Raw genomic sequence first — 19025 nt, 5'->3', positions numbered from 1 at the left:
AAGGCAACGCACCCATGGCTGCAGAGGTTCGCGACGAGCGGATCCGGTCCGTCTCCCGCCTGAGCCGCCTGTTGAGCAGGCCGGAACTTGGCGCGGCGGCCGGGACCGTTCTGGTCTTTGTGTTCTTCGCCATCACGGCGGGAAATACAGGACTTTTCAGTGCCAAGGGGATCATCAATTTCCTCGAGGTCTCGGCCCAGCTTGGCATTCTCGCCGCACCCGTGGCGCTGTTGATGATCGCAGGCGAGTTCGACCTGTCGGTTGGGTCTATGATTGGGTTTGCCGGGATCCTGATCGCGATCCCCTCCGTGTTCTGGGGCTGGCCCATCTGGCTTTCGCTGCTGTTTTCCTTCGCTGTTTGCGGCGGTATCGGCGCGCTCAACGGGCTTGCCGTCGTCAGGACCGGACTGCCCTCCTTCATCGTGACGCTCGGAAGCCTGTTCATGCTGCGCGGCCTGACGCTCGGTCTCACGCGCGGCATATCCGGGCGGACCCAGGTATCCGGCGTTCATGAACTGGCGTTGAACGATCCTCTCAACAGCCTGTTTTCAGGTCAGGTGTTTTCCGGCCTGATCGCGTGGCTTTCGGACATCGGCCTGGTCGGCAAGCGGGCGGACGGCCTGCCGTCGATCTCCGGCATCCCGGTGTCGATCGTCTGGTGGATCGTATTGACCTTGATCTGCACCTGGTTGCTCACGCGCAGCCGCTTCGGCAACTGGGTCTTCGCCGCGGGCGGTGAAGCCAACGCCGCGCGCAATCTCGGTGTGCCGGTGGCGCGCACCAAGATCACGCTGTTCGTCATGACGGCCATGGCGGCCGCGCTCTTTGCTGCGATCCAGGTCCTGGTTACCGGCTCGGCCGACACGCTGCGCGGCACCCAGAAGGAATTCGAGGCCATTATTGCCGTCGTCATCGGCGGCACGCTGCTCACCGGCGGCTACGGATCGGCCGTCGGCGCCATGTTCGGCGCATTGATCTTCGGCGTGGTGCAGATGGGCATCTTCTACACCGGCATAGACACGGACTGGTTCAAGCTGTTCATGGGCGCCATGATGGTCATCGCCGTGCTGTTCAACAGCTATGTGCGCAACCGCGCCATGAGGAGCCGGTGATGGCCGAGCCCTATGTCGAACTGAAGTCGGTCAGCAAGTATTTCGGATCGGTCGTTGCGCTGAAGGATGTGTCGTTCGACGTATGTCCGGGCGAAGTCCATTGCCTGCTCGGCGACAACGGCGCGGGCAAGTCGACGCTGATCAAGACACTGTCCGGCGTCTACGCACCCGACGAGGGTGAAATCCGCGTCCAGGGCAAGCCGACAAGGTTTGCGTCGCCGGCCGATACCCGCAACAGCGGCATCGCGACGGTCTATCAGGACCTGGCTTTGGTGCCGCTCATGAGCGTGGCGCGAAACTTTTTTCTCGGGCGCGAGCCGATGCGCAAGTTCGGCCCGATCAGCCAGTTTGACGCCGAGTTCGCCAACCGAACCGCGTATGACGAATTGTCGGCGATGGGCATCCAGCTGCGCGATCCGGAACAGCCCGTTGGCACGCTTTCGGGCGGGGAACGGCAGTGCCTGGCCATCGCGCGCGCCGTTTATTTCGGCGCCAAGGTGCTGATCCTGGATGAGCCGACTTCAGCGCTGGGGGTCCATCAGGCATCCGTGGTCCTGAAGCTCATCGTCCAGTCCAAGGCGCGCGGCATCGGCGTCATCTTCATTTCCCACAACGTTCATCACGCTTATGTGGTCGGCGACCGCTTTACCTTGTTGAAGCGCGGCAGATGCACCGGCACCTACCTGAAAAGCGAAATCGATCGCGATCAGTTGCTCAATCTGATGGCCGGCGGCAAGGAACTGGTGGACCTGGAACAAGAACTGAATAGAGCGGTCAAAGGCAGCCACGCGTAAGGGGAGCAAAGGTCAAACAGGTGGCGCAAAGCCGACGATCGTCGCCTCGACCAGCCCATCCCTACCCGAAGATCCGCTCGCCCTGCTCGTCGACCAGCTGGATGCCCTTCTTGATCGAGATGTCGACGGCGTCGTCGAGCCCGGCGAAGCGGTCGGCGCGGATGAATTTGTGCTCCTTGACGACACCATCGATCTCCTTGGAGACGACGCCGCAGGTCTGGTACTGGCCTTCGGCCTTGTAAGGCGTGGCGCTGATCAGGAACCCCTTGTGTTCGACCTGCTTGGCCGGCGCTGCACTCTTCGGCTCGCCCGCCTCGGCACCGCCACCGCCGCCGAAAAGACGCTTTAGAAAAGACATCGCTCAAATCTCCCTGTTCGCCCTGCAATCGCGGCCTGCCCTGCTCGCGATTCACGACGCTGTCGTTCCAGCATGCGCGAATGTGCCGCCGCATTCCAGCCCCCTGATGAAGACGTCGGCTAGCAGCTCGTCGGCCTGCCGCCGGCCCGTCGATCGAAATGACAAAAAGCCCGGGGTCTCCCGGGCTTTTGTCTGTTCTGGCTTTTGGCTGTACTGGACCGGGCGGCCTCAGCCGCGCGACAGCGCTTCCAGCGCCTCGGCGGCACCTTCGAGAATGGCGATCGCCTCGGCCTGCTTGTCAGCCGGGGCATCGACGAAATCGCCGAGAGCAGCACGCAGCCGGTGACGCACGGCGCGGAATTCGTCGCGCGCTTCCGAGCGGCCACCACGACCGCCGCGACGCCCGCCCTCTTCGCGCTCGTCGTTCCAGCCGAACCAGTCGCGCGCCTTGGCCATCTTGCGGCCGAAGCGCTCGAGGTGGTCGAGCACGCCGTCGATCATCTCGCGGTTGTCGTTGAGATGCGCCTGCCCGGCCTCGGTGATCGAAAACACCTTCTTGTTGCCGTCTGCGGCGGAGGCGGCATAGCCGGCCTCTTCCAGGAAAGTCAGCGTCGGGTAGACCACGCCCGGGCTCGGGCTGTAGATGCCGCTGGTGCGCTCTTCCAGTGCCTTGATGATGTCGTAGCCGTGGCGCGGTGCCTCGGCCAGCAGCGACAGCGTGATCAGCTTGAGATCGCCGTCGGCCAGCATGCGCCCGGCGCGGAACATGTCGCCCGGCCCGCCGCGTCCGCCGCCACGACCGCCATGGCCGAACGGGCCAAAGCCGCCGCCACGGCCGCCGAACTTGCCGCCCATATGCATGAATATGCGCTCGCCGAAATAATTGTGCCCGAATTGCTTGTGCATTGATTGCTCCTTGAGTTCTATCTTACGATATATCTTAGTTAGGCACACCAATCGCTGAAGTCAAGATATATCTTACGATGTATCTGAATGCGGCTCCAGAGGCTTGCTTTTGCCGGAGCGTGCCGCTAGAAGACCCGCGAGCGCCTTGGCTGCTCCGTAAGCGTCTGACGTCAAGCAACGCATCCAACCCCGGTCTTTCCGGGCAATTGCGCCGATAACCGGCGAATGGATGCCAAATGCGACGGACCGGACACTTCAGGGAACCTCCAAAATGACTGCAAGACATCGGCGCAGGAAGCTGCCTGCCCGCTATGCTGCCATCGTCAGCCCGCTGGTGCTGTCGCTGTTGATGACCTTCATCGTCTCGTTCATCTCGACGCTGAAAAGCCTTGGTTTCCATCCCAGCCTGCCGTCCATCTGGATGACCGCCTGGGGTCTGTCCTGGCTGGTGGCGTTTCCAACGCTGCTGCTGGTACTGCCTGTGGTGCGCCGCATCGTCGGAGCGCTCTGCGAGCCGGCCGGCCGATAAGGCCCGGCAGAGGAGGTCCGAAAATGGTTCCGGACCTCTTTCGCCCGGTCACCGACGAGGAACCGCTACCAGCGGCCCTTGCGCAGGTTCCAGGCGTAGAGCAGGTCGGCGAACCGATCATAGGCAAGCCGCGTCAGCGGCAAAGCGACCGGATTGCCGAAAACCGTCGCCAGCCAGCCCTCGCCCGGCGTTATCAGCCACACGGCAATCGCGACATCGGCGCCAACAAGCAGTCGGCCGTCGGCGTCGGTGGCGTGCAGCCGGCGGCGGATATGCTCCAGGGACGCGCCAAATCCGGCAAGTGCCGACGGTTCAAGGTTGATGTCGCGAAACGCGATCCGTCCGGCCTTGACCGCTTCGATCAGCCGCCGTTTTTGGCGGCTGATGCCGGCATCGCAAACCGGGCAGCGTGTGTTGTACCAGACGGTCAGCAAGGGCTTGGTCCGTTGCTCGGGCATGAATCTTCCAAAAACCGGCACCTGCATCGTGGGATCATGCTCAGCCGTGGCCATGCCTGTGGTGCAGATCGGGATAATGCGGATGCCTGTGGCGCATGGGCGCATGCCGGTGCCAGTGCGAATGCGGCTCGCTCACCGGTCCGTCATGATGGTGCTGGTGGTGCTCGTCATGCACATGGCTGTGCTGGTGTTCCAGTTCCTCGTGGTCGTGCTCGTGTTCATGGCGTTCCGACAGATGCAGCCAGAGGCCGAAGCCCATCAGAAGCCCGGCGACCGCCAGCTTGAGCGTGACGGCGTCACCCAGGATGGCGATTGCCAGCAGTGCGCCGATAAAGGGGGCGAGCGAGTAGTACGCCCCTGTCCGTGCCGTGCCGAGATGACGCAGCGCTACGATGAACATCACCAGGCTGACCCCGATGACAAAGAAGCCGACCGCCGCGGTGACTGCGACGATCGACGTTGGCGGAAACGAAGCTCCGCCGGCGAGCGCCAGCCCGACATTGACGACACCCGCCACCAGCCCTTTCAGCATGGCGATCACTACAGGGTCGGTGGCCGAGATCTTGCGTGTAAAATTGTTGTCCAGCCCCCACGCCAGGCACGCCGCGGCGACGAGCACGGCACCAAGGTTGAAGGCAACGCCCTCACCTTGCCACGACAGCAGAACGGCGCCTGCAAGGATGGCGAAGGCGCCCAGGAGCAGGTGCCGGTCGACATTCTCGCGGTAGACGAGCCAGCCGATCGCCATCGTCGCCAACCCTTCGAGATTGAGCAGCAGCGCGGAACTGGATGCGGTGTTGAGGCTGAGGCCGAACATCAGCAACACCGGCGCGAAGACGCCACCGGCGCCAATCGCCAGCGCCAACCATGGCAGATCCCCAGCGGTCAGCTGCGCCTCGCCATCGCCGGTGTGGCGCAGCAGACGATAGAGGGCCAGCCCGGCGCCGGCGCCAAGATAGAGCAGACCGGCCAGCATGAAGGGATTGACGCTGTCGAGCAGCAGCTTGCACAGCGGCGGCGCAGCGCCGAACAGGATGGCGGAGCCAAGAGCTAGCAGCACGCCGGGCCACAGATGCGCATGTGAATTCGGTTCGGACATGGCCGCATCCTAATGCATGTCGCCCAAAACTGCGCACCGGATTTGGGCGACATGCATTAAACAAGGACCTGAAGCGCTTCAGCCTCCGCGCTGTTCTCAGGGCTCTACCCGAGCGAGGTGATGATCTCGCGGTAGGCAAATTCGGGGAAGGCTTTCAGCGTCCGCGTCCTGATGTTGCCGGCCGCCGCCAGCATCAGCGAGAAGCGAGCCAGGACCGCGTCGTCGGGCGCTTCAACCACGGCCACCATGTCGTATTCACCCATGGTCAGGTAGAACGCCTTGAACGATCCGCCCATGTCTCCCAACTGCTTCCTAGCGGCGTCGAGTCGCTTCGGTGAATCGCGCACATTTCTGGCGCCCTGTTCCGTCCAGTTCATCAACACGATGTAGCTTGTCATGCACACCTCCCTCCGGGCCACGGAGCACGGCGGCTTCGCCGGGGCGGGCATCCGGGTTTGTCGCCCAGAAAATGCATCCGACGCGAAATTATCCTCCCGCAGCGAACATCCTGCAAGGACTACCGCGCCGACGCGCTGTTGCTGGGTGAAGGCGGGCCTCCCAAGACGGCGGCAAAGCGACGGCCGTAAGACGGTCGGCGCACCGGCCGGGGAAAGCCGGTTTTAAAACCCGCCTGATTGCGGCAATCTCCGTCGTGGCCGTCGATCTGGCGGAGATCCCCGGCCGGCAACCGAGACCGATCCAGCCGCCGGAGAGCTTCATGCGCGAGACCATCGACCTGCCGCCGGAATCGATCGAAAGTCCTGCCGCATGGACCGGCGAGGACATGGCGAAACATCCTGAGCGTTGGCTGGTCGAACTGGACCCGCGCGACGTCGCGGAACTGGAGTTCGCGGCAACCGGCTTTCTCGCCCGCTCGCACGACATCGGCAACCTGACCAAGGCTGACTTCCCCTTGCCCCGGCTTGCCGGCCATCTTGCCGCCCTTCGCGAAAAACTGATCGCCGGCATTGGCTTCGAGGTGCTTCGCGGTTTGCCGGTCGAGGGATACTCCGCGCAAATGGCGGCAACGATTTTCTGCGGGATTGGCGCGCATCTGGGAAGCGCACGATCCCAGAATGCCCAGGGCCATATCCTCGGCCATGTCCGCGACACAGGCGCCGACGCCAGGGACGCCACGACACGCATCTACCAGACCTCGGAGCGTCAGACGTTTCACACCGACTCCGCCGATGCGGTTGGGCTGCTCTGCCTGCGCGATGCCATGCAAGGCGGCGAGTCCCTGCTAGTAAGCACAGTGACGATCTACAACGAGATGCGTAAAAGCCGGCCTGATCTCACCCGCCTGCTGTTCGATCCGATCGCCACCGACCGGCGCGGCGAGATACCGGAAGGGGAAAAACCCTACTTCGAAATCCCGGTCCTCAACTGGCATGCGGGATTGCTGACCGGCATCTATCAGCGCCAGTACATCGACAGCGCGCAACGCTTTCCGGATGCCATGCGGCTCAGCGCCGCGCATGTCGAAGCGCTGGATCTCTTCGACAGCCTTGCTAATGATCCCAGACTAAACCTGTCGATGCGGCTGCGGCCCGGCGACATGCAGTTCGTCTACAATCATTCGCTGCTTCACGACCGCATGGGCTTTCGCGATTGGCCGGACCCGGACAACCGCCGCCATATGCTGCGGCTGTGGTTGTCGGTGCCGGGCGACCGAACGCTGGCTGAGTGCTTCAGGCAGCGTTATGGCTCCATAGAGATCGGCAACCGGGGCGGCATCATCGTCAAGGGGACGCGCCTGAACGTGCCGTTGTTGTAGATCGACAACGGGCGGACGCCCCAGGCCTTCGCGGCGTTGATGCCCTTCGAAGAGCACACCGCAGCAGGCATCGGTATCGGCGTCAATTGCGCTGGCCGGCGACGACGCCGTCCCTGCTCAGCTGTCCAAGAAGCTCCTGAGCTTCCGGCTGCGGCTCGGGTGCTTGAGCTTGCGCAGCGCCTTGGCTTCGATCTGGCGGATGCGCTCGCGGGTGACCGAGAACTGCTGGCCGACCTCTTCCAGCGTATGGTCGGTGTTCATGCCAATGCCGAAGCGCATGCGCAGCACGCGTTCCTCGCGCGGCGTCAGCGAGGCCAGCACGCGCGTGGTGGTCTCGCGCAGATTGGCTTGGATCGCCGCGTCGATCGGCAGGATCGCCATCTTGTCCTCGATGAAATCGCCCAGATGCGAATCCTCCTCGTCGCCGACCGGCGTTTCGAGCGAGATCGGCTCCTTGGCGATCTTCAGCACCTTGCGCACTTTTTCGAGCGGCATGGCGAGCTTTTCGGCCAGCTCTTCCGGCGTCGGCTCACGGCCGATCTCGTGCAGCATCTGGCGCGAGGTGCGCACTATCTTGTTGATCGTCTCGATCATGTGCACCGGAATGCGGATGGTGCGCGCCTGGTCGGCGATCGAACGCGTGATCGCCTGCCGGATCCACCATGTCGCGTAGGTCGAGAACTTGTAGCCGCGGCGGTATTCGAATTTGTCGACCGCCTTCATCAGGCCGATATTGCCTTCCTGGATCAGGTCGAGGAACTGCAGGCCGCGATTGGTGTATTTCTTGGCGATCGAGATGACGAGACGCAGATTGGCCTCGACCATTTCCTTCTTGGCGATCGCGGCTTCGCGCTCGCCCTTCTGCACCTGGTTGACGATCTTGCGGAACTCCAGGATCGAGATCGCCGTTTCGGTGGCCAAATGCTGGATTTCGGCGCGCAGGTCGCGGATGGCGTCCTTCTCGTTCTTGGTGAATTCCTTCCAGCCGCGCGAGGTCAGGTTGCCGATCGCGCGCGTCCAGTTCGGGTCAAGCTCCGAGCCCTGATATTCCTTCAGGAATTCCTCGCGGCGCACGCCGTAGCTTTCGGCGAGCCGCAGGAGCTTGCCTTCGTTCTGCACCAGGCGCTTGTTGATGTCGTAGAGCTGTTCGACCAGCGCCTCGATGCGCGCCGTGTTGAGCGACAGCGACTTCACCGCCTTGATCAGCTGGTCCTTCAGCTCCTTCAGCCGGCGGTCCTGGCTGGGCGACAGCGTGCCGGCCGCGGCCAGCCGGTTCTCGACCTGCTGGTCCTGCAGCTTGCGCAGCTTCTTGTAGGTGTCGGCGATGACGTCGAGCGTCTCCATCACCTGGGGGCGGAGTTCCGCTTCCATCGCCGCCAGCGACAGGCTGGCCTCGTCCTCGTCTTCCTCGTCGTCATCAACCAATCCGCGCGTGTCGGCGCCGACATTGGTGACGTCGTCTTCCTCATCGCGCGAACGGCGCGGCTTGTCCTCGACCTTGGCTTCCTCGATGCGCTCCACCACCGGCGCCTGCTTGGCCTCGGGGCCGGCATAGGTGGCTTCGAGATCGATGATCTCGCGCAGCAGGATCTTGGATTCGTTGAGCTCGTCGCGCCAGATGATGATGGCCTGGAAGGTCAACGGGCTTTCGCACAGGCCGGCGATCATAGTCTCGCGGCCGGCCTCGATGCGCTTGGCGATGGCGATTTCGCCCTCGCGCGACAGAAGCTCGACCGAGCCCATCTCACGCAGATACATGCGCACCGGATCGTCGGTGCGGTCGGTCGGCTCTTTCTTGGTGGTGGTGGCGGCAACGGCGGTGCCGGTCTGCTCGGCCAGTTCGTTGGCGTCTTCCTCGGCATCGGCCGCGGTGTCTGCGGCCTCGGGCTCTTCGCCCTGCTCGTCGTCCTCGACTACGTTGATGCCCATGTCGGACAGCATCGCCATGGTGTCCTCGATCTGCTCGGAGGTCACTTCTTCGGAGGGCAGCACCGAATTCAGCTCGTCCATGGTGACATAGCCGCGCTTCTTGGCGGCCTTGATCATCTTCTTGACAGCATCATCGGAAAGGTCGAGCAGAGGGCCATCGGTGGCGCCTTCGCGTTCGGTTTCGACCTCTTCCTTTTCCTTTGTCGCCATAGTCTTTATCTTCTCCTAGCGGCCGAACATCAAAGCCGCGTAAGCTGTCGGACCAGTCAAATCGGATGCGCTCGCTTATGAGTCGCGCTTCACCGGGCCAGTAACTGCATCTCTCGTTAAGTCCAGATTAACCCTGATATCTGTGGCAGGCAGCCTGCCTGTCCAGTGACCAGTACCTCACATCGTTTATTTCCCGTCGACGCGGGTGCGGGTTAACGTTTCGAATCGTCCTGATTCCGCCATTCTGCCGGAAGGTCAAGCGCCTCTCGCATGATTCGCATGAAAAAAGCGAATCAATTACCCGACTTAGCCCCGCCACGCGCCATTTGGACGCGCAACAGCGCTTTCACATTTCACTCTCTTGCCGAGCCCGTCCCTGCCCTATGGGCCGGCAAGGGCTCTGTCTTTCTTTTGGTGGAAGCACGATCTCTGGACAAACGGTTTCCGTTTGTCCGAGAAAACCGGTTCCCACTTTTCGGGATCATGCTTTAAGCTCGCCCGGCCCTGCCCGAAGATACGCCGAAACCTTCGATCAGCGCCTCCGTCGCCTGTACATCCTGAAATTGCGCCTGAATTTCGATCAGGTGCCGGTAGTTTTCGTCTGTGGGATCGGTGGCGAGCGCCGCTTCCGCCTGTTTCAGCTCTTTATGTAAGGTGCGCGCGCTGCGCTGCAAGTGCAGGGCCTGGCTGAAAGCGTCGCGGGCATCCTCGAGGGCTGCGGTCTCCAGCGCCGGCCAATGCCGCATTCGCCGGATCAGCCCGACCGCCCGCTCCCAGATCTCGGCGCAGCCGGCGCGCTCGATCATTGCCACCACGGCCTGACGGTCATTGGCCATGTCATGCGCCATCGCGTCGAGGATGGCGGCGTGCAGCCGCCTCAGATCGGAGTTGGCGAGATCGAGAAACTCGATATGTGCGAAATTCTCGTCGATCAGCACCGGATGGTTGACCAGCGCGACGATGATCGTCGCCTCGCGCATCGACATCCCCTCGCTGCCGCGCTTGACCAGCGCCGAGCGGCCGAGGCTCTCGGTGATCGGTGTGCGTCCGCCGCCGGCCTTGGCGAATTGTCCGCCCGGCGGCGGTGCCTTGCCCTGGCCCGGGCGCCCATCCTGGCGGCCTTGCCTTATACTGCGCTGCGCGCCGAAGAAGCTCAGCACGCGCTCGCGCATCTCCTGTTGATAGTGATAGCGAAGGCTTTCGTCGCGGATGCGACTGGTCAGTTCGCGCAACGTCTTTTCGAGCTCGGCCCGCCGCTCGGGCGTGTCGAAGACGCCGCCGGCCGTTTCGCGCATCCACAGAAGGTCGGCCAGCGGCCGCGCATCGGCCAGCACGGAACGGAAAGCGTCCGGCCCTTCGGCCTTGACCAGGTCGTCGGGATCCTTGCCTTCCGGCAGCAGCGCAAAGCGCGCCGAGCGCCCTGCCTGCACCGCCGGCAGCGCCATGTCGGCGGCCCGCCAGGCAGCCTTCAGGCCGGCCTTGTCACCGTCGAAGCACAACACCGGCTCGCCGGCCATGCGCCACAACAGCTCAAGCTGGTTTTCGGTGAGCGCCGTGCCGAGCGGCGCCACGACATTCTCGAAGCCGGCCTGCGCCAGCGCGATCACGTCCATATAGCCTTCGACGGCAATGACCGTGCCGCCCTTGGCAAGAGCCTTGCGGGCGCGGGCGAAATTGTAGAGCACGTTGCCCTTGTGGAAGAGTTCGGTGTCGGGCGAGTTCATGTATTTGGCCAACGCATCCGGCGCCAGCGCGCGACCCCCGAAAGCAATGATCTTGCCACGCGAATCCGGGATCGGGAACATGATGCGGTCGCGGAACCAGTCATAGGAGACCGGAATGTCGTCGCCATGCCGCACCAGCCCGCAGGCCTCGATATCGGCTTTGGGAACACCCCTGGCGGCGAGATGCTCCTTCAGCGCATTGCGGCTGTCGGGCGCGAAGCCGAGCCGGAACGATTGCTGCGTGGCCGGTGTCAGCCCACGATCACGCAGATAGGCGCGGGCTTTCGCGCCCTCCGGCCCCTGCAGGCGCTCCTGGAAGAAGGCGGTCGCCATCTCCATGACATCGGTCAGGCTGGCGCGTTCCTTTTCGCGCCGCTCCTCCTGCGCATCGCGAACCGGCATCGGCACGCCGGCCATGTCGGCGACCTTCTCGATGGCTTCGGGAAAGCTCATGCCGTCGAGTTCGGTGAGGAACTTGAAATGATCGCCCGACACCGAGCAGCCGAAACAATGGTAGCGGCCCTTCTTGTCCTCGCAGTGGAAGGATGGGCTCTTCTCGCCATGGAACGGGCAGCAGGCCCAATAATCGCCGCGCGGCGCGTTGGTCTTCTTCCTGTCCCACGCGACGCGCTGGCCGATCACCGATGAAATCGGCACGCGGTCGCGTATCTCGTCGAGGAAGGCGGGCGGAAAGCGCATCGGGAAACTCGTTTCCCCACCATATAATCATGCCCGCGGAATCCGACGACCCCTAATGCGGACGATGCCCGGTTTCCACAGGGCAAGAAAAGGCGGCCGTTGCGGGCCGCCTTCCCTTCGCCCCCAGCAGGTTTGCTGGCCCAGACGGGATTTACTGCCCGGCAAGCGCGCCGAAAATGACACCGGAGAGGACGCCGACCAGCACATAGTCGTTGCCGACGCGGATCCATTCCTGGCCGCGGCCGGGGCGATACAGGCCATAGCGGCCATAGTCGCGGATCGGCCGGTGCTGCCTCCAACCGGAATACTTCTGGCCATTGCGCCAATGGCTGCGCTTCACGACGATCTTCTTCTTCACGACACGCTTCCTGACTTCGACGTGCTTGCCGGGCTTTTGCCAGTCGACCCGGCTGTAGGTCGACTGCGGGGCGCTCGGCGCATTCATCGGCGCGGCCTGGCCGGCGAGCGACGTGGCGGCCAGCATCGAGAAAGCGAGAGCGGAAAGGACAATGCGTTTCATTGGAAGTCTCCTTGGTTGTCGATGCCCAAGGGATAGTGACCCACCGATGAACCGAAACTGAACACCTGCATTACAATTGTGTAATGAATTCCTTCGCTTATTTAGGAGAATTGAACATCCTCGCAAAGATCACAACCAAACACGCGCGATCCACCGCGCCACACCAGCCTCGCAATGCAACCATTTGCGCGTCCGTCCATTTTCCGACACCGCCTGTCGCGGCGCAACGGCCCTTGAAATCGACAAGATTTTATTACCCGGCTAATGTAATATCGTCATCCTGGTCACTGCTATGAACATGATTCGCACCCTCGTTTCCCCCACTGATCGCCGCGCTGATCGCATCGCGCACCCCGTTGTCCGCATGCGGAAAGCGACATGAGCGGTTCCGTCGTCCTTCTGCATCTGGCCGGCGCCGTGGCGCTGATGCTGTTTGCCACCCGCATGGTGAAAACCGGCGTCGAGCGCGCCTATGGCGACGTGCTGCGCCATCGTCTGCGCGCCACCATGCGCAATCCGATCATGGCGGTGCTAGCCGGCACCGGCCTCGCCATCGCCCTGCAAAGCTCCACCGCCGTTACACTACTGGTCGGCTCCTTCGCCGGCTCCGGCATCGTCTCCGGCGCCGCCGGGCAGCTTGCCGTGCGCGGTGCCGAAATCGGCTCGGCGCTGGTGGTCAAGCTGCTGACGTTCGATCTCACCCTGCTGGTGCCGCTCTGCTTGATCACCGGCACGGTGATGTTCATGGCCACCGAGCGGCGCGACTGGCGCCAGTCCGGCCGCATCCTGGTCGGTATCGGCCTTTTGATCCTGTCGCTGGAAATGATCGGCCAGGCATCGGAGCCGCTGCGCAACAGCCAGCTCATGCCGGTCATCATCAATTACTTCTCCAGCGATTCCGTCACCGCCTATCTGCTGGCGGCGCTGATCACCTGGCTGTTCCAGTCGAGCATCGCGGCGGTTCTGTTGATGGCGACGCTGGCCGGCCGAGGCCTGATCACGCCGGAACTCGGCGTCGTCCTCATCCTCGGCGTCAATCTCGGATCCTCGATCATCGCGCCGATGCTGACCCGCTCGGCCGGGCCTGCCGTGCGCGTGGTGCCGATCGGCAATCTCCTGATGCGCGGGCTTGGCTCGCTGGTCGTGCTGATCCTGTTCATGACCTTCAGGCCGCATGTCGCTTTCCTCGGCGCGACCGCGGCGGACCAGATCGTCAACGCTCACATCCTGTTCAATGTGCTGATCCTGCTCGCCGGCCTGCCGCTGGCCGGGTTCGTCTACCGCGCCTCGGAGAAGATCGTGGCACTTGGCACCAAGCCGGCGCCGGCCGCCACACTCGATGTCGTCGAGCTTTCCGCGCTCAACGAGAGCGCGCTAGATGTTCCAAGCCAGGCATTGGCCAATGCCACGCGCGAGGTGGTGCGGGTCTGCGAGACCGTCGAGATCATGCTCAAGCGCATCATCGAGCTGTACGAGAGCGCCGATGCCGACAAGATCAAGGCGCTGGCAGCACTCGACGACCGCGTCGACCGCAAGCACGCGGCGATCAAGCTCTATCTGGCCAAGCTTACCAGGAACCCGCTGACCGAGGACGAGGCGCTGCGCTGCCAGGAGCTGATCGGCGCCTGCGTCAAGCTCGAGCAGGTCGGCGACATCATCGTGCGCAACATGCTGGTGCATGTGAAGAAGAAGCTCGAGCGCGGGTTGGAGTTTACCCCCGAGGGCTGGCGCGAACTGTGCGCCTTCCACGCTTCGGTGCTGGCCAATGCTCGGCTCGCCTTCAACGTGCTGGTATCACGCGATCCCGAGACCGCCCGCCAGTTGGTGCTGGAAAAGGACCAGCTGCGCGACCGCGAGAAGGAAACCAGCGCCAGCCATTTCGTGCGGCTGCGCGACGGAACCGCCAAGAGCGTCGAGACCAGCTCGATCCACCTCGACACCATCCGCGACCTGAAGCAGATCAATTCGCTTTTGGCGTCGATGGCCTATCCGGTGCTCGAAGAGCGCGGTCTCCTCACTGGATCGCGGCTTAAGGCGAGCGGAGGTTGACCCTGCCGGTCTCCCCTGTGAGGGAGATCGGCGCTCCACCGTCCCCACGCACCCCTCAAGAAAACCTAAAGTCGCGACAAAAATTTCTGGATTGCCCGCGACGCCCATCCGTGGTTTGAGGCCGTTCCTGCTAGGGCCTTCCCCATGTCGCTTCCGCTCATTGCCCTGTTCATCGCCGCCTTCGCTTTCGGCACCACCGAATTCGTCATCGCCGGCGTGCTGCCGCAGGTGGCGGAGGGGCTTGGCGTCTCGGTTCCATCGGCCGGTTATCTCGTCTCGGGCTATGCCTGCGGTATCGCCATCGGCGGTCCGCTGCTGGCGCTCGCCACCAAGTCGCTGCCGCGCAGGACCTTGCTGCTCGGCCTTGCCGTCGCCTTCACCATCGGCCAGGCGGCCTGCGCTCTGGCGCCCGATTTCACCTCGATGCTGTTGCTGCGCATTGCCGTGGCGATAGCGCATGGCGCCTATTTCGGCGTCGCCATGGTCGTGGCGGTCGGTCTCGTGCGCGAGGACCAGCGCGGCATGGCGGTCGCCGTCATCCTGTCCGGGCTCACCGTCTCCAATGTCATCGGCGTGCCGGCCGGCACGGCGATCGGCAACATCTGGGGCTGGCGCGCGACCTTCTGGGTGATGGGTGCGCTGGGTGTCGCGGCAACGCTTGCCATGGCAGCGCTTTTGCCGCGAACCGCTGGATATCAGGCCAAGCCCGCCGGCCTTGCGCGCGAGGTTCGCGTGCTGGCGCGCCAGCAGGTCTGGACTTCGCTGATCCTGATGCTGATGCTGATGATCGGCCAGTTCGGCCTGTTCACCTACATCACGCCGACATTGCTCGAAATCACCGGCCTTGATGAAAGCCAGGTGCCGTGGGTACTGCTGCTCAACGGCGTCGGCGCCACACTCGGCGTCTTCCTCGGCGGCAAGCTCTCCGACTGGAAGCTGATGCCGTCGCTGATCACAATGCTGGCCCTGCAGGCGGTGACGCTGGCGGTGATCTATGCCGTCAGCCCCTACCCCTTGCCTATGGTTGTGGCGATTGTCGTCTGGGGCGGTCTCAACTTCGCCATCGGCACGCCGATCCAGACCCGTATCCTGGCCTGGACCGCCGATGCGTCCAATCTCGCTTCGTCGCTCATTCCATCCGGCTTCAATGTCGGCATCGCGCTTGCCGCATCGCTGGGCTCGGCGATGCTGAATGCCGGCTACGGCTACCGCAGCCTGCCGCTGCTTGGCGCCATCGCCATGCTGGTCGCCGTCGCGGTGGCGCTCGCGTCTTATGTCTGGGAAGGACGCAGCGACGCCACGCCGCCGCTGACGGCGCCAGCCGAGTAAGCGCACGACACAGAAACGCTCACCCGCGCCAGCGTAGCAGGCGCATGGCGTTGGCGGTGACCAGCACGGTGGCGCCGGTGTCGGCCAGGATCGCCGGCCACAGGCCGGTGATGCCGGCAATGGTGGTGACCAGGAACACCGCCTTCAGCCCGAGCGCCACTGTGATGTTCTGGCCGATGTTGGCCATCACCGCCCGCGACAGCCGCACCATGCGCACGACATCCATGACCCGGCCATGCAGGATCGCCGCATCGGCCGTCTCCAACGCCACATCGGTTCCGCCGCCCATGGCTACGCCGATGTCCGCGGCGGCGAGCGCCGGTGCGTCGTTGATGCCGTCGCCGACCTTGGCCACCTTAAGCCCCTCGCACTGCAGCTCGCCGACGATGCGCTGCTTGTCCTGAGGCAAGAGCTCAGCCCGTGCCTCGATGCCGAGCGAAGCGGCAATGGCTTCAGCCGTGCGTCGGTTGTCGCCGGTCAGCATCACCGCACGGATGCCTTCGGCCTTCAGCGCCGCAATGCCGGCCGCCGCATCCGGCCGCGGCTCGTCGCGCATGGCGATCAGCCCGGTCACCACGCCATCGGCCACCAGCGCCGAGACTGTCTTGCCCTGGCCGTTGAGGCTGTCGATGGCAAGCCGCTGCGCCTCGGTCATCGCAGCACGTTCGCCCGCCGCCTGACCGGAGCCGAGGAAGACCGCGACGCCGCCGACGCTGCCCTCGACGCCTTTGCCTGGAATCGCCTTCGCGGCCAAGGCAGGCGGCACCGGCGCCTTGGCGGCCTTCGCCTTGTCCAATATGGCCACCGCCAGGGGATGGCTGGAGCCCTGCTCAAGTGCTGCCGCCAGCGCCAGCACGGTGCGTTCGTCGCGCCCATAGGCCACGATGTCGGTAACCACCGGTTTGCCCGCGGTCAGCGTACCGGTCTTGTCGAAGGCGACGGCGGTGATCCGGCGAAAGTCTTCCAGCACGGCACCGCCCTTCATCAACAGGCCATGCCGCGCACCAGTCGCCAGGCCCGCGGCGATCGCCGCCGGCGTCGAGATGACCAGCGCGCAGGGGCAGCCGATCAACAGGATCGCCAGGCCTTTGTATATCCATTCGTTCCAGTCGCCGCCGGCAACCAGCGGCGGCAGCAGCGCCACCAGCGTCCCGACCGCCAGCACAGCGGGCGTATAATACCGTGAGAAGCGATCGATGAAGCGCTCGGTCGGCGCCTTGGCCTCCTGCGCTTCCTCCACCAGCCGCACGACGCGGGCGATTGTGTTGTCCGACGCTGCTGCCGTCACCCGAACCTTGAGCACGCCATCGGTGCTGATCGTGCCGGCGAAGACACCGTCCGTGACACCTTTGCGCTTCGGCGTGCTCTCGCCGGTCACCGGCGCTTCGTCGATAGCGCTCGCTCCCTCGACGATCTCGCCATCGGCCGGGATACGATCACCTGGCCGCACCACGATCACGTCGCCGACGGCAAGGTCTTCGGCAGGGACTTCGACCGTGCCACCTGCCCGCTCGACAATTGCCGTCTTCGGCACCAGGTCGGCAAGGCCTTGGATGCTGGCCCGTGCCCGGCCGGCAGCGACGCCTTCCAGCATTTCGCCGATCAGGAACAGCACAACCACGGCGGCGGCTTCCTCGGTGGCGCCGATCATCACCGCACCGCCGGCGGCGATGGTCATCAGCATCTCGATCGAGAACGGCGTGCCGGCCAGTGCCGCCATCAGCGCGCGCCGGGCGATCGGCACCAGGCCAACCAGCAGCGCGGCCAGGAAGACCCAGCGCTCGGCCGCCGGAAACAGATGACCGATGCCGTAGGCGACAAGAAGTGCTGCAGCACAGGCCAGCGTCAGCGCCGCGCGGCGGCTGCGCCACCACGGCCGTCCCGCCTCGGCATCGTCGTGGGCGGAACCGATAGTCCGCTTGGTGGCCGGCTCGCCGCCATGGTCATGGCCTTCATGATCGTGATCATGATCAGCATGATCATGCACCTTGGCCACTGAGGCACGCCCGTCAGTCTTGGCTTCCGCCTTGACGATGCCGTAGCCCAGCCGAGCCACCTGCTGCAGCACCTTGTCTTCCGGGAGTGCACCGCCGTGGCTGACTGTCATGCTGGCGCCGGTCACCGAAACCGAGACGTCGGCAACGCCATCGAGACGGCGCACCGCCGTCTCGATCTTGGCCGCGCAGGAGGCGCAGTCCATGCCGCCGATCTTGAATCGCGTTTGCCTGAGGGGAGCCGTCATCACATCACCTGTCTGTCTTGCCCGCGCGGCGTGCCGCCACACGGGTCTTGAACCTTGATGCCCGGCACTGTAATTGCTCTAGTCACTAGAGCTTCAAGAGGCAAAAACATGTTTTCGATCGGTGATCTCTCCCGCCGCACCGGGGTCAAGGTGCCGACGATCCGCTACTACGAGCAGATGGGCCTGGTTGCAGCACCCGAGCGTTCGGAAGGCAACCAGCGCCGCTATGGCCGGCAGGAGCTCGAGCGGCTGGCCTTCATCCGTCACGCCCGCGACCTCGGCTTCGCCGTCGACGATATCCGCTCACTGATCGAATTGAGCGGCCACCCCGAGCAGCCCTGCGGCCATGCCGACCGGATCGCCGGGGAGCAACTGATTTCGGTGCGGGAAAAGATTGCCCAGCTGCAGCGCCTGGAGGCCGAACTCGAACGCATCGCCTCTTGCTGCAACGGCAAGACGGTCGGCGACTGTTACGTCATCCGCGCCCTGTCCGATCACGCGCTGTGCGCCGACGAGCACGGGTGAGGATGGCTCGCGCGCGCCCGCTACAGCTCGATTCGGAACCGCAGGCTTTCCGCTCCGCCATAGGCGGCATCTTCGAAGAAACGCTCGACGAGCTTGCCGCCATTGGTCAGGATCACCTTGTGCGATGCCGGATTGCCCGGCTTGGCGGTGATCTCGACATAAGGCAAGCCGACCGCCCTCGCCTCGTCCAGCATCAGCCGTAGCGCCTCGGTGGCGTAGCCGCGCCGTCGCTTCCACGGCACCACCGCATAGCCGATATGGCCGAGCACATGCGGCGGCAGCGCAGCCGTACCTGGCTGCCAGCGAAAGCCGATCGAACCTGAAGCTTCCCCGTCCCAGATCCAGCGCCGAAAGCCCGGCAGACGCGGCACCTTTCTGCCGTCGGGCAAGGTTATAGGGCCGCCCTTGGCCAGGGGGTCATCGAGGTCGGCGAGAAAGGCCACCGGATCCTTTTCGATGGCCGCAAGCTGCTCGCGCGTGGCTCGTTCGAGCCGCACATTGTCCGGCGACCAGCCGCGCTCGAGCGCCGCCTTGTAGGACGGTAAATGTTCAAGCGCGGGTTTGACGAGTTCGACCATTTTGCACCGGCGGAGTAGCTGCGCCGATAAAGTAGCAGCATTATCCGCGAAGGCACGGTCCACCGGGTGTAGCCTCTTGCGACAAGGCCGCATTCCCATCGCTGGAAACGCGGCCCTGGTCTTATCCCTTGGGAGGAACCGACGCTCTGGCGCAACCATTCCCAGGCCGCGCCAGTGCCTTTTGCCG

Annotated in this window: 17 protein-coding genes; 7 read left to right on the top strand and 10 right to left on the bottom strand. The window is 64.1% G+C overall.

Annotation, left to right across the window (positions count from 1 at the left end):
• The first annotated feature begins 14 nt into the window (after positions 1 to 14).
• Both AC1DZU_RS05635 and AC1DZU_RS05630 read left to right on the top strand, forming a co-directional pair.
• A complete protein-coding gene (locus AC1DZU_RS05635) occupies positions 15 to 1112 on the top strand; it encodes an ABC transporter permease (protein WP_477282543.1) in 1098 nt (365 codons plus the stop codon).
• Positions 1112 to 1906 (top strand): ATP-binding cassette domain-containing protein, encoded by a 795-nt coding sequence (locus AC1DZU_RS05630; protein ID WP_477282541.1) that lies wholly within the window; start codon positions 1112 to 1114, stop codon positions 1904 to 1906. The genes AC1DZU_RS05635 and AC1DZU_RS05630 overlap by 1 nt, the downstream gene beginning before the upstream one ends.
• A 61-nt stretch (positions 1907 to 1967) precedes the next feature.
• Here AC1DZU_RS05630 and AC1DZU_RS05625 read toward each other — a convergent pair whose 3' ends face one another.
• Both AC1DZU_RS05625 and AC1DZU_RS05620 read right to left on the bottom strand, forming a co-directional pair.
• Complete coding sequence (locus AC1DZU_RS05625; protein WP_477282539.1) at positions 1968 to 2264, bottom strand: HlyU family transcriptional regulator; 297 nt, start codon at positions 2262 to 2264, stop codon at positions 1968 to 1970.
• Positions 2265 to 2492: 228 nt separating this feature from the next.
• Entirely contained in the window at positions 2493 to 3170 is a 678-nt protein-coding gene (locus AC1DZU_RS05620; RefSeq protein ID WP_477282537.1) for a PadR family transcriptional regulator, read from the bottom strand.
• A 271-nt stretch (positions 3171 to 3441) separates the two neighbouring features.
• On the opposite strand from AC1DZU_RS05620, the gene AC1DZU_RS05615 reads away from it, so the two are divergent.
• A complete protein-coding gene (locus AC1DZU_RS05615; protein WP_477282535.1) occupies positions 3442 to 3699 on the top strand; it encodes a DUF2798 domain-containing protein in 258 nt (85 codons plus the stop codon).
• Positions 3700 to 3764: 65 nt separating this feature from the next.
• On the opposite strand, the gene AC1DZU_RS05610 is transcribed toward AC1DZU_RS05615, so the two are convergent.
• From AC1DZU_RS05610 to AC1DZU_RS05600, 3 genes are all read right to left on the bottom strand, one after another.
• Entirely contained in the window at positions 3765 to 4157 is a 393-nt protein-coding gene (locus AC1DZU_RS05610) for a thiol-disulfide oxidoreductase DCC family protein (protein ID WP_477282533.1), read from the bottom strand.
• A 40-nt stretch (positions 4158 to 4197) separates the two neighbouring features.
• Entirely contained in the window at positions 4198 to 5256 is a 1059-nt protein-coding gene (locus AC1DZU_RS05605; protein WP_477282531.1) for a DMT family transporter, read from the bottom strand.
• A 104-nt stretch (positions 5257 to 5360) separates the two neighbouring features.
• The gene (locus tag AC1DZU_RS05600; protein ID WP_095091717.1) at positions 5361 to 5654 is read right to left on the bottom strand and encodes a GYD domain-containing protein; all 294 of its coding nucleotides are present in this window, start codon (positions 5652 to 5654) and stop codon (positions 5361 to 5363) included.
• Positions 5655 to 5974: 320 nt separating this feature from the next.
• Between AC1DZU_RS05600 and AC1DZU_RS05595 the strand changes: the two genes are divergently transcribed.
• Positions 5975 to 7033, top strand: a complete 1059-nt coding sequence (locus tag AC1DZU_RS05595) for a TauD/TfdA family dioxygenase (RefSeq protein ID WP_477282529.1) — start codon at positions 5975 to 5977, stop codon at positions 7031 to 7033.
• Between the two features lie 117 nt (positions 7034 to 7150).
• On the opposite strand, the gene rpoD is transcribed toward AC1DZU_RS05595, so the two are convergent.
• From rpoD to AC1DZU_RS05580, 3 genes are all read right to left on the bottom strand, one after another.
• Positions 7151 to 9172 carry an RNA polymerase sigma factor RpoD gene (gene rpoD / locus AC1DZU_RS05590; protein ID WP_095090975.1) on the bottom strand — a complete coding sequence of 674 codons (2022 nt, stop codon included), beginning with the start codon at positions 9170 to 9172 and terminating at the stop codon, positions 7151 to 7153.
• Between the two features lie 488 nt (positions 9173 to 9660).
• A complete protein-coding gene (gene dnaG / locus AC1DZU_RS05585) occupies positions 9661 to 11595 on the bottom strand; it encodes a DNA primase (protein ID WP_477282526.1) in 1935 nt (644 codons plus the stop codon).
• A gap of 151 nt (positions 11596 to 11746) precedes the next feature.
• The gene (locus AC1DZU_RS05580; protein WP_477282524.1) at positions 11747 to 12115 is read right to left on the bottom strand and encodes an RcnB family protein; all 369 of its coding nucleotides are present in this window, start codon (positions 12113 to 12115) and stop codon (positions 11747 to 11749) included.
• Positions 12116 to 12493: 378 nt separating this feature from the next.
• On the opposite strand from AC1DZU_RS05580, the gene AC1DZU_RS05575 reads away from it, so the two are divergent.
• Together AC1DZU_RS05575 and AC1DZU_RS05570 are read left to right on the top strand one after the other, a co-directional pair.
• On the top strand, positions 12494 to 14164 hold the full coding sequence (locus tag AC1DZU_RS05575; RefSeq protein WP_477282522.1) for a Na/Pi cotransporter family protein: 1671 nt from the start codon (positions 12494 to 12496) through the stop codon (positions 14162 to 14164).
• 144 nt (positions 14165 to 14308) lie between these two features.
• On the top strand, positions 14309 to 15493 hold the full coding sequence (locus AC1DZU_RS05570; protein ID WP_477282520.1) for an MFS transporter: 1185 nt from the start codon (positions 14309 to 14311) through the stop codon (positions 15491 to 15493).
• Positions 15494 to 15512: 19 nt separating this feature from the next.
• Here AC1DZU_RS05570 and AC1DZU_RS05565 read toward each other — a convergent pair whose 3' ends face one another.
• Positions 15513 to 17735: a heavy metal translocating P-type ATPase gene (locus AC1DZU_RS05565; protein ID WP_477282518.1), complete on the bottom strand. Its 2223-nt coding sequence runs from the start codon at positions 17733 to 17735 to the stop codon at positions 15513 to 15515.
• A gap of 108 nt (positions 17736 to 17843) precedes the next feature.
• On the opposite strand from AC1DZU_RS05565, the gene AC1DZU_RS05560 reads away from it, so the two are divergent.
• On the top strand, positions 17844 to 18260 hold the full coding sequence (locus AC1DZU_RS05560; protein ID WP_477282516.1) for a MerR family transcriptional regulator: 417 nt from the start codon (positions 17844 to 17846) through the stop codon (positions 18258 to 18260).
• 20 nt (positions 18261 to 18280) lie between these two features.
• Here AC1DZU_RS05560 and AC1DZU_RS05555 read toward each other — a convergent pair whose 3' ends face one another.
• The gene (locus AC1DZU_RS05555; protein ID WP_477282514.1) at positions 18281 to 18838 is read right to left on the bottom strand and encodes a GNAT family N-acetyltransferase; all 558 of its coding nucleotides are present in this window, start codon (positions 18836 to 18838) and stop codon (positions 18281 to 18283) included.
• Between the last annotated feature and the right edge of the window lie 187 nt (positions 18839 to 19025).

The organism is Mesorhizobium sp. P2_A12, from assembly GCF_056405075.1.
This window is presented reverse-complemented; position numbering and strand designations above follow the sequence as displayed.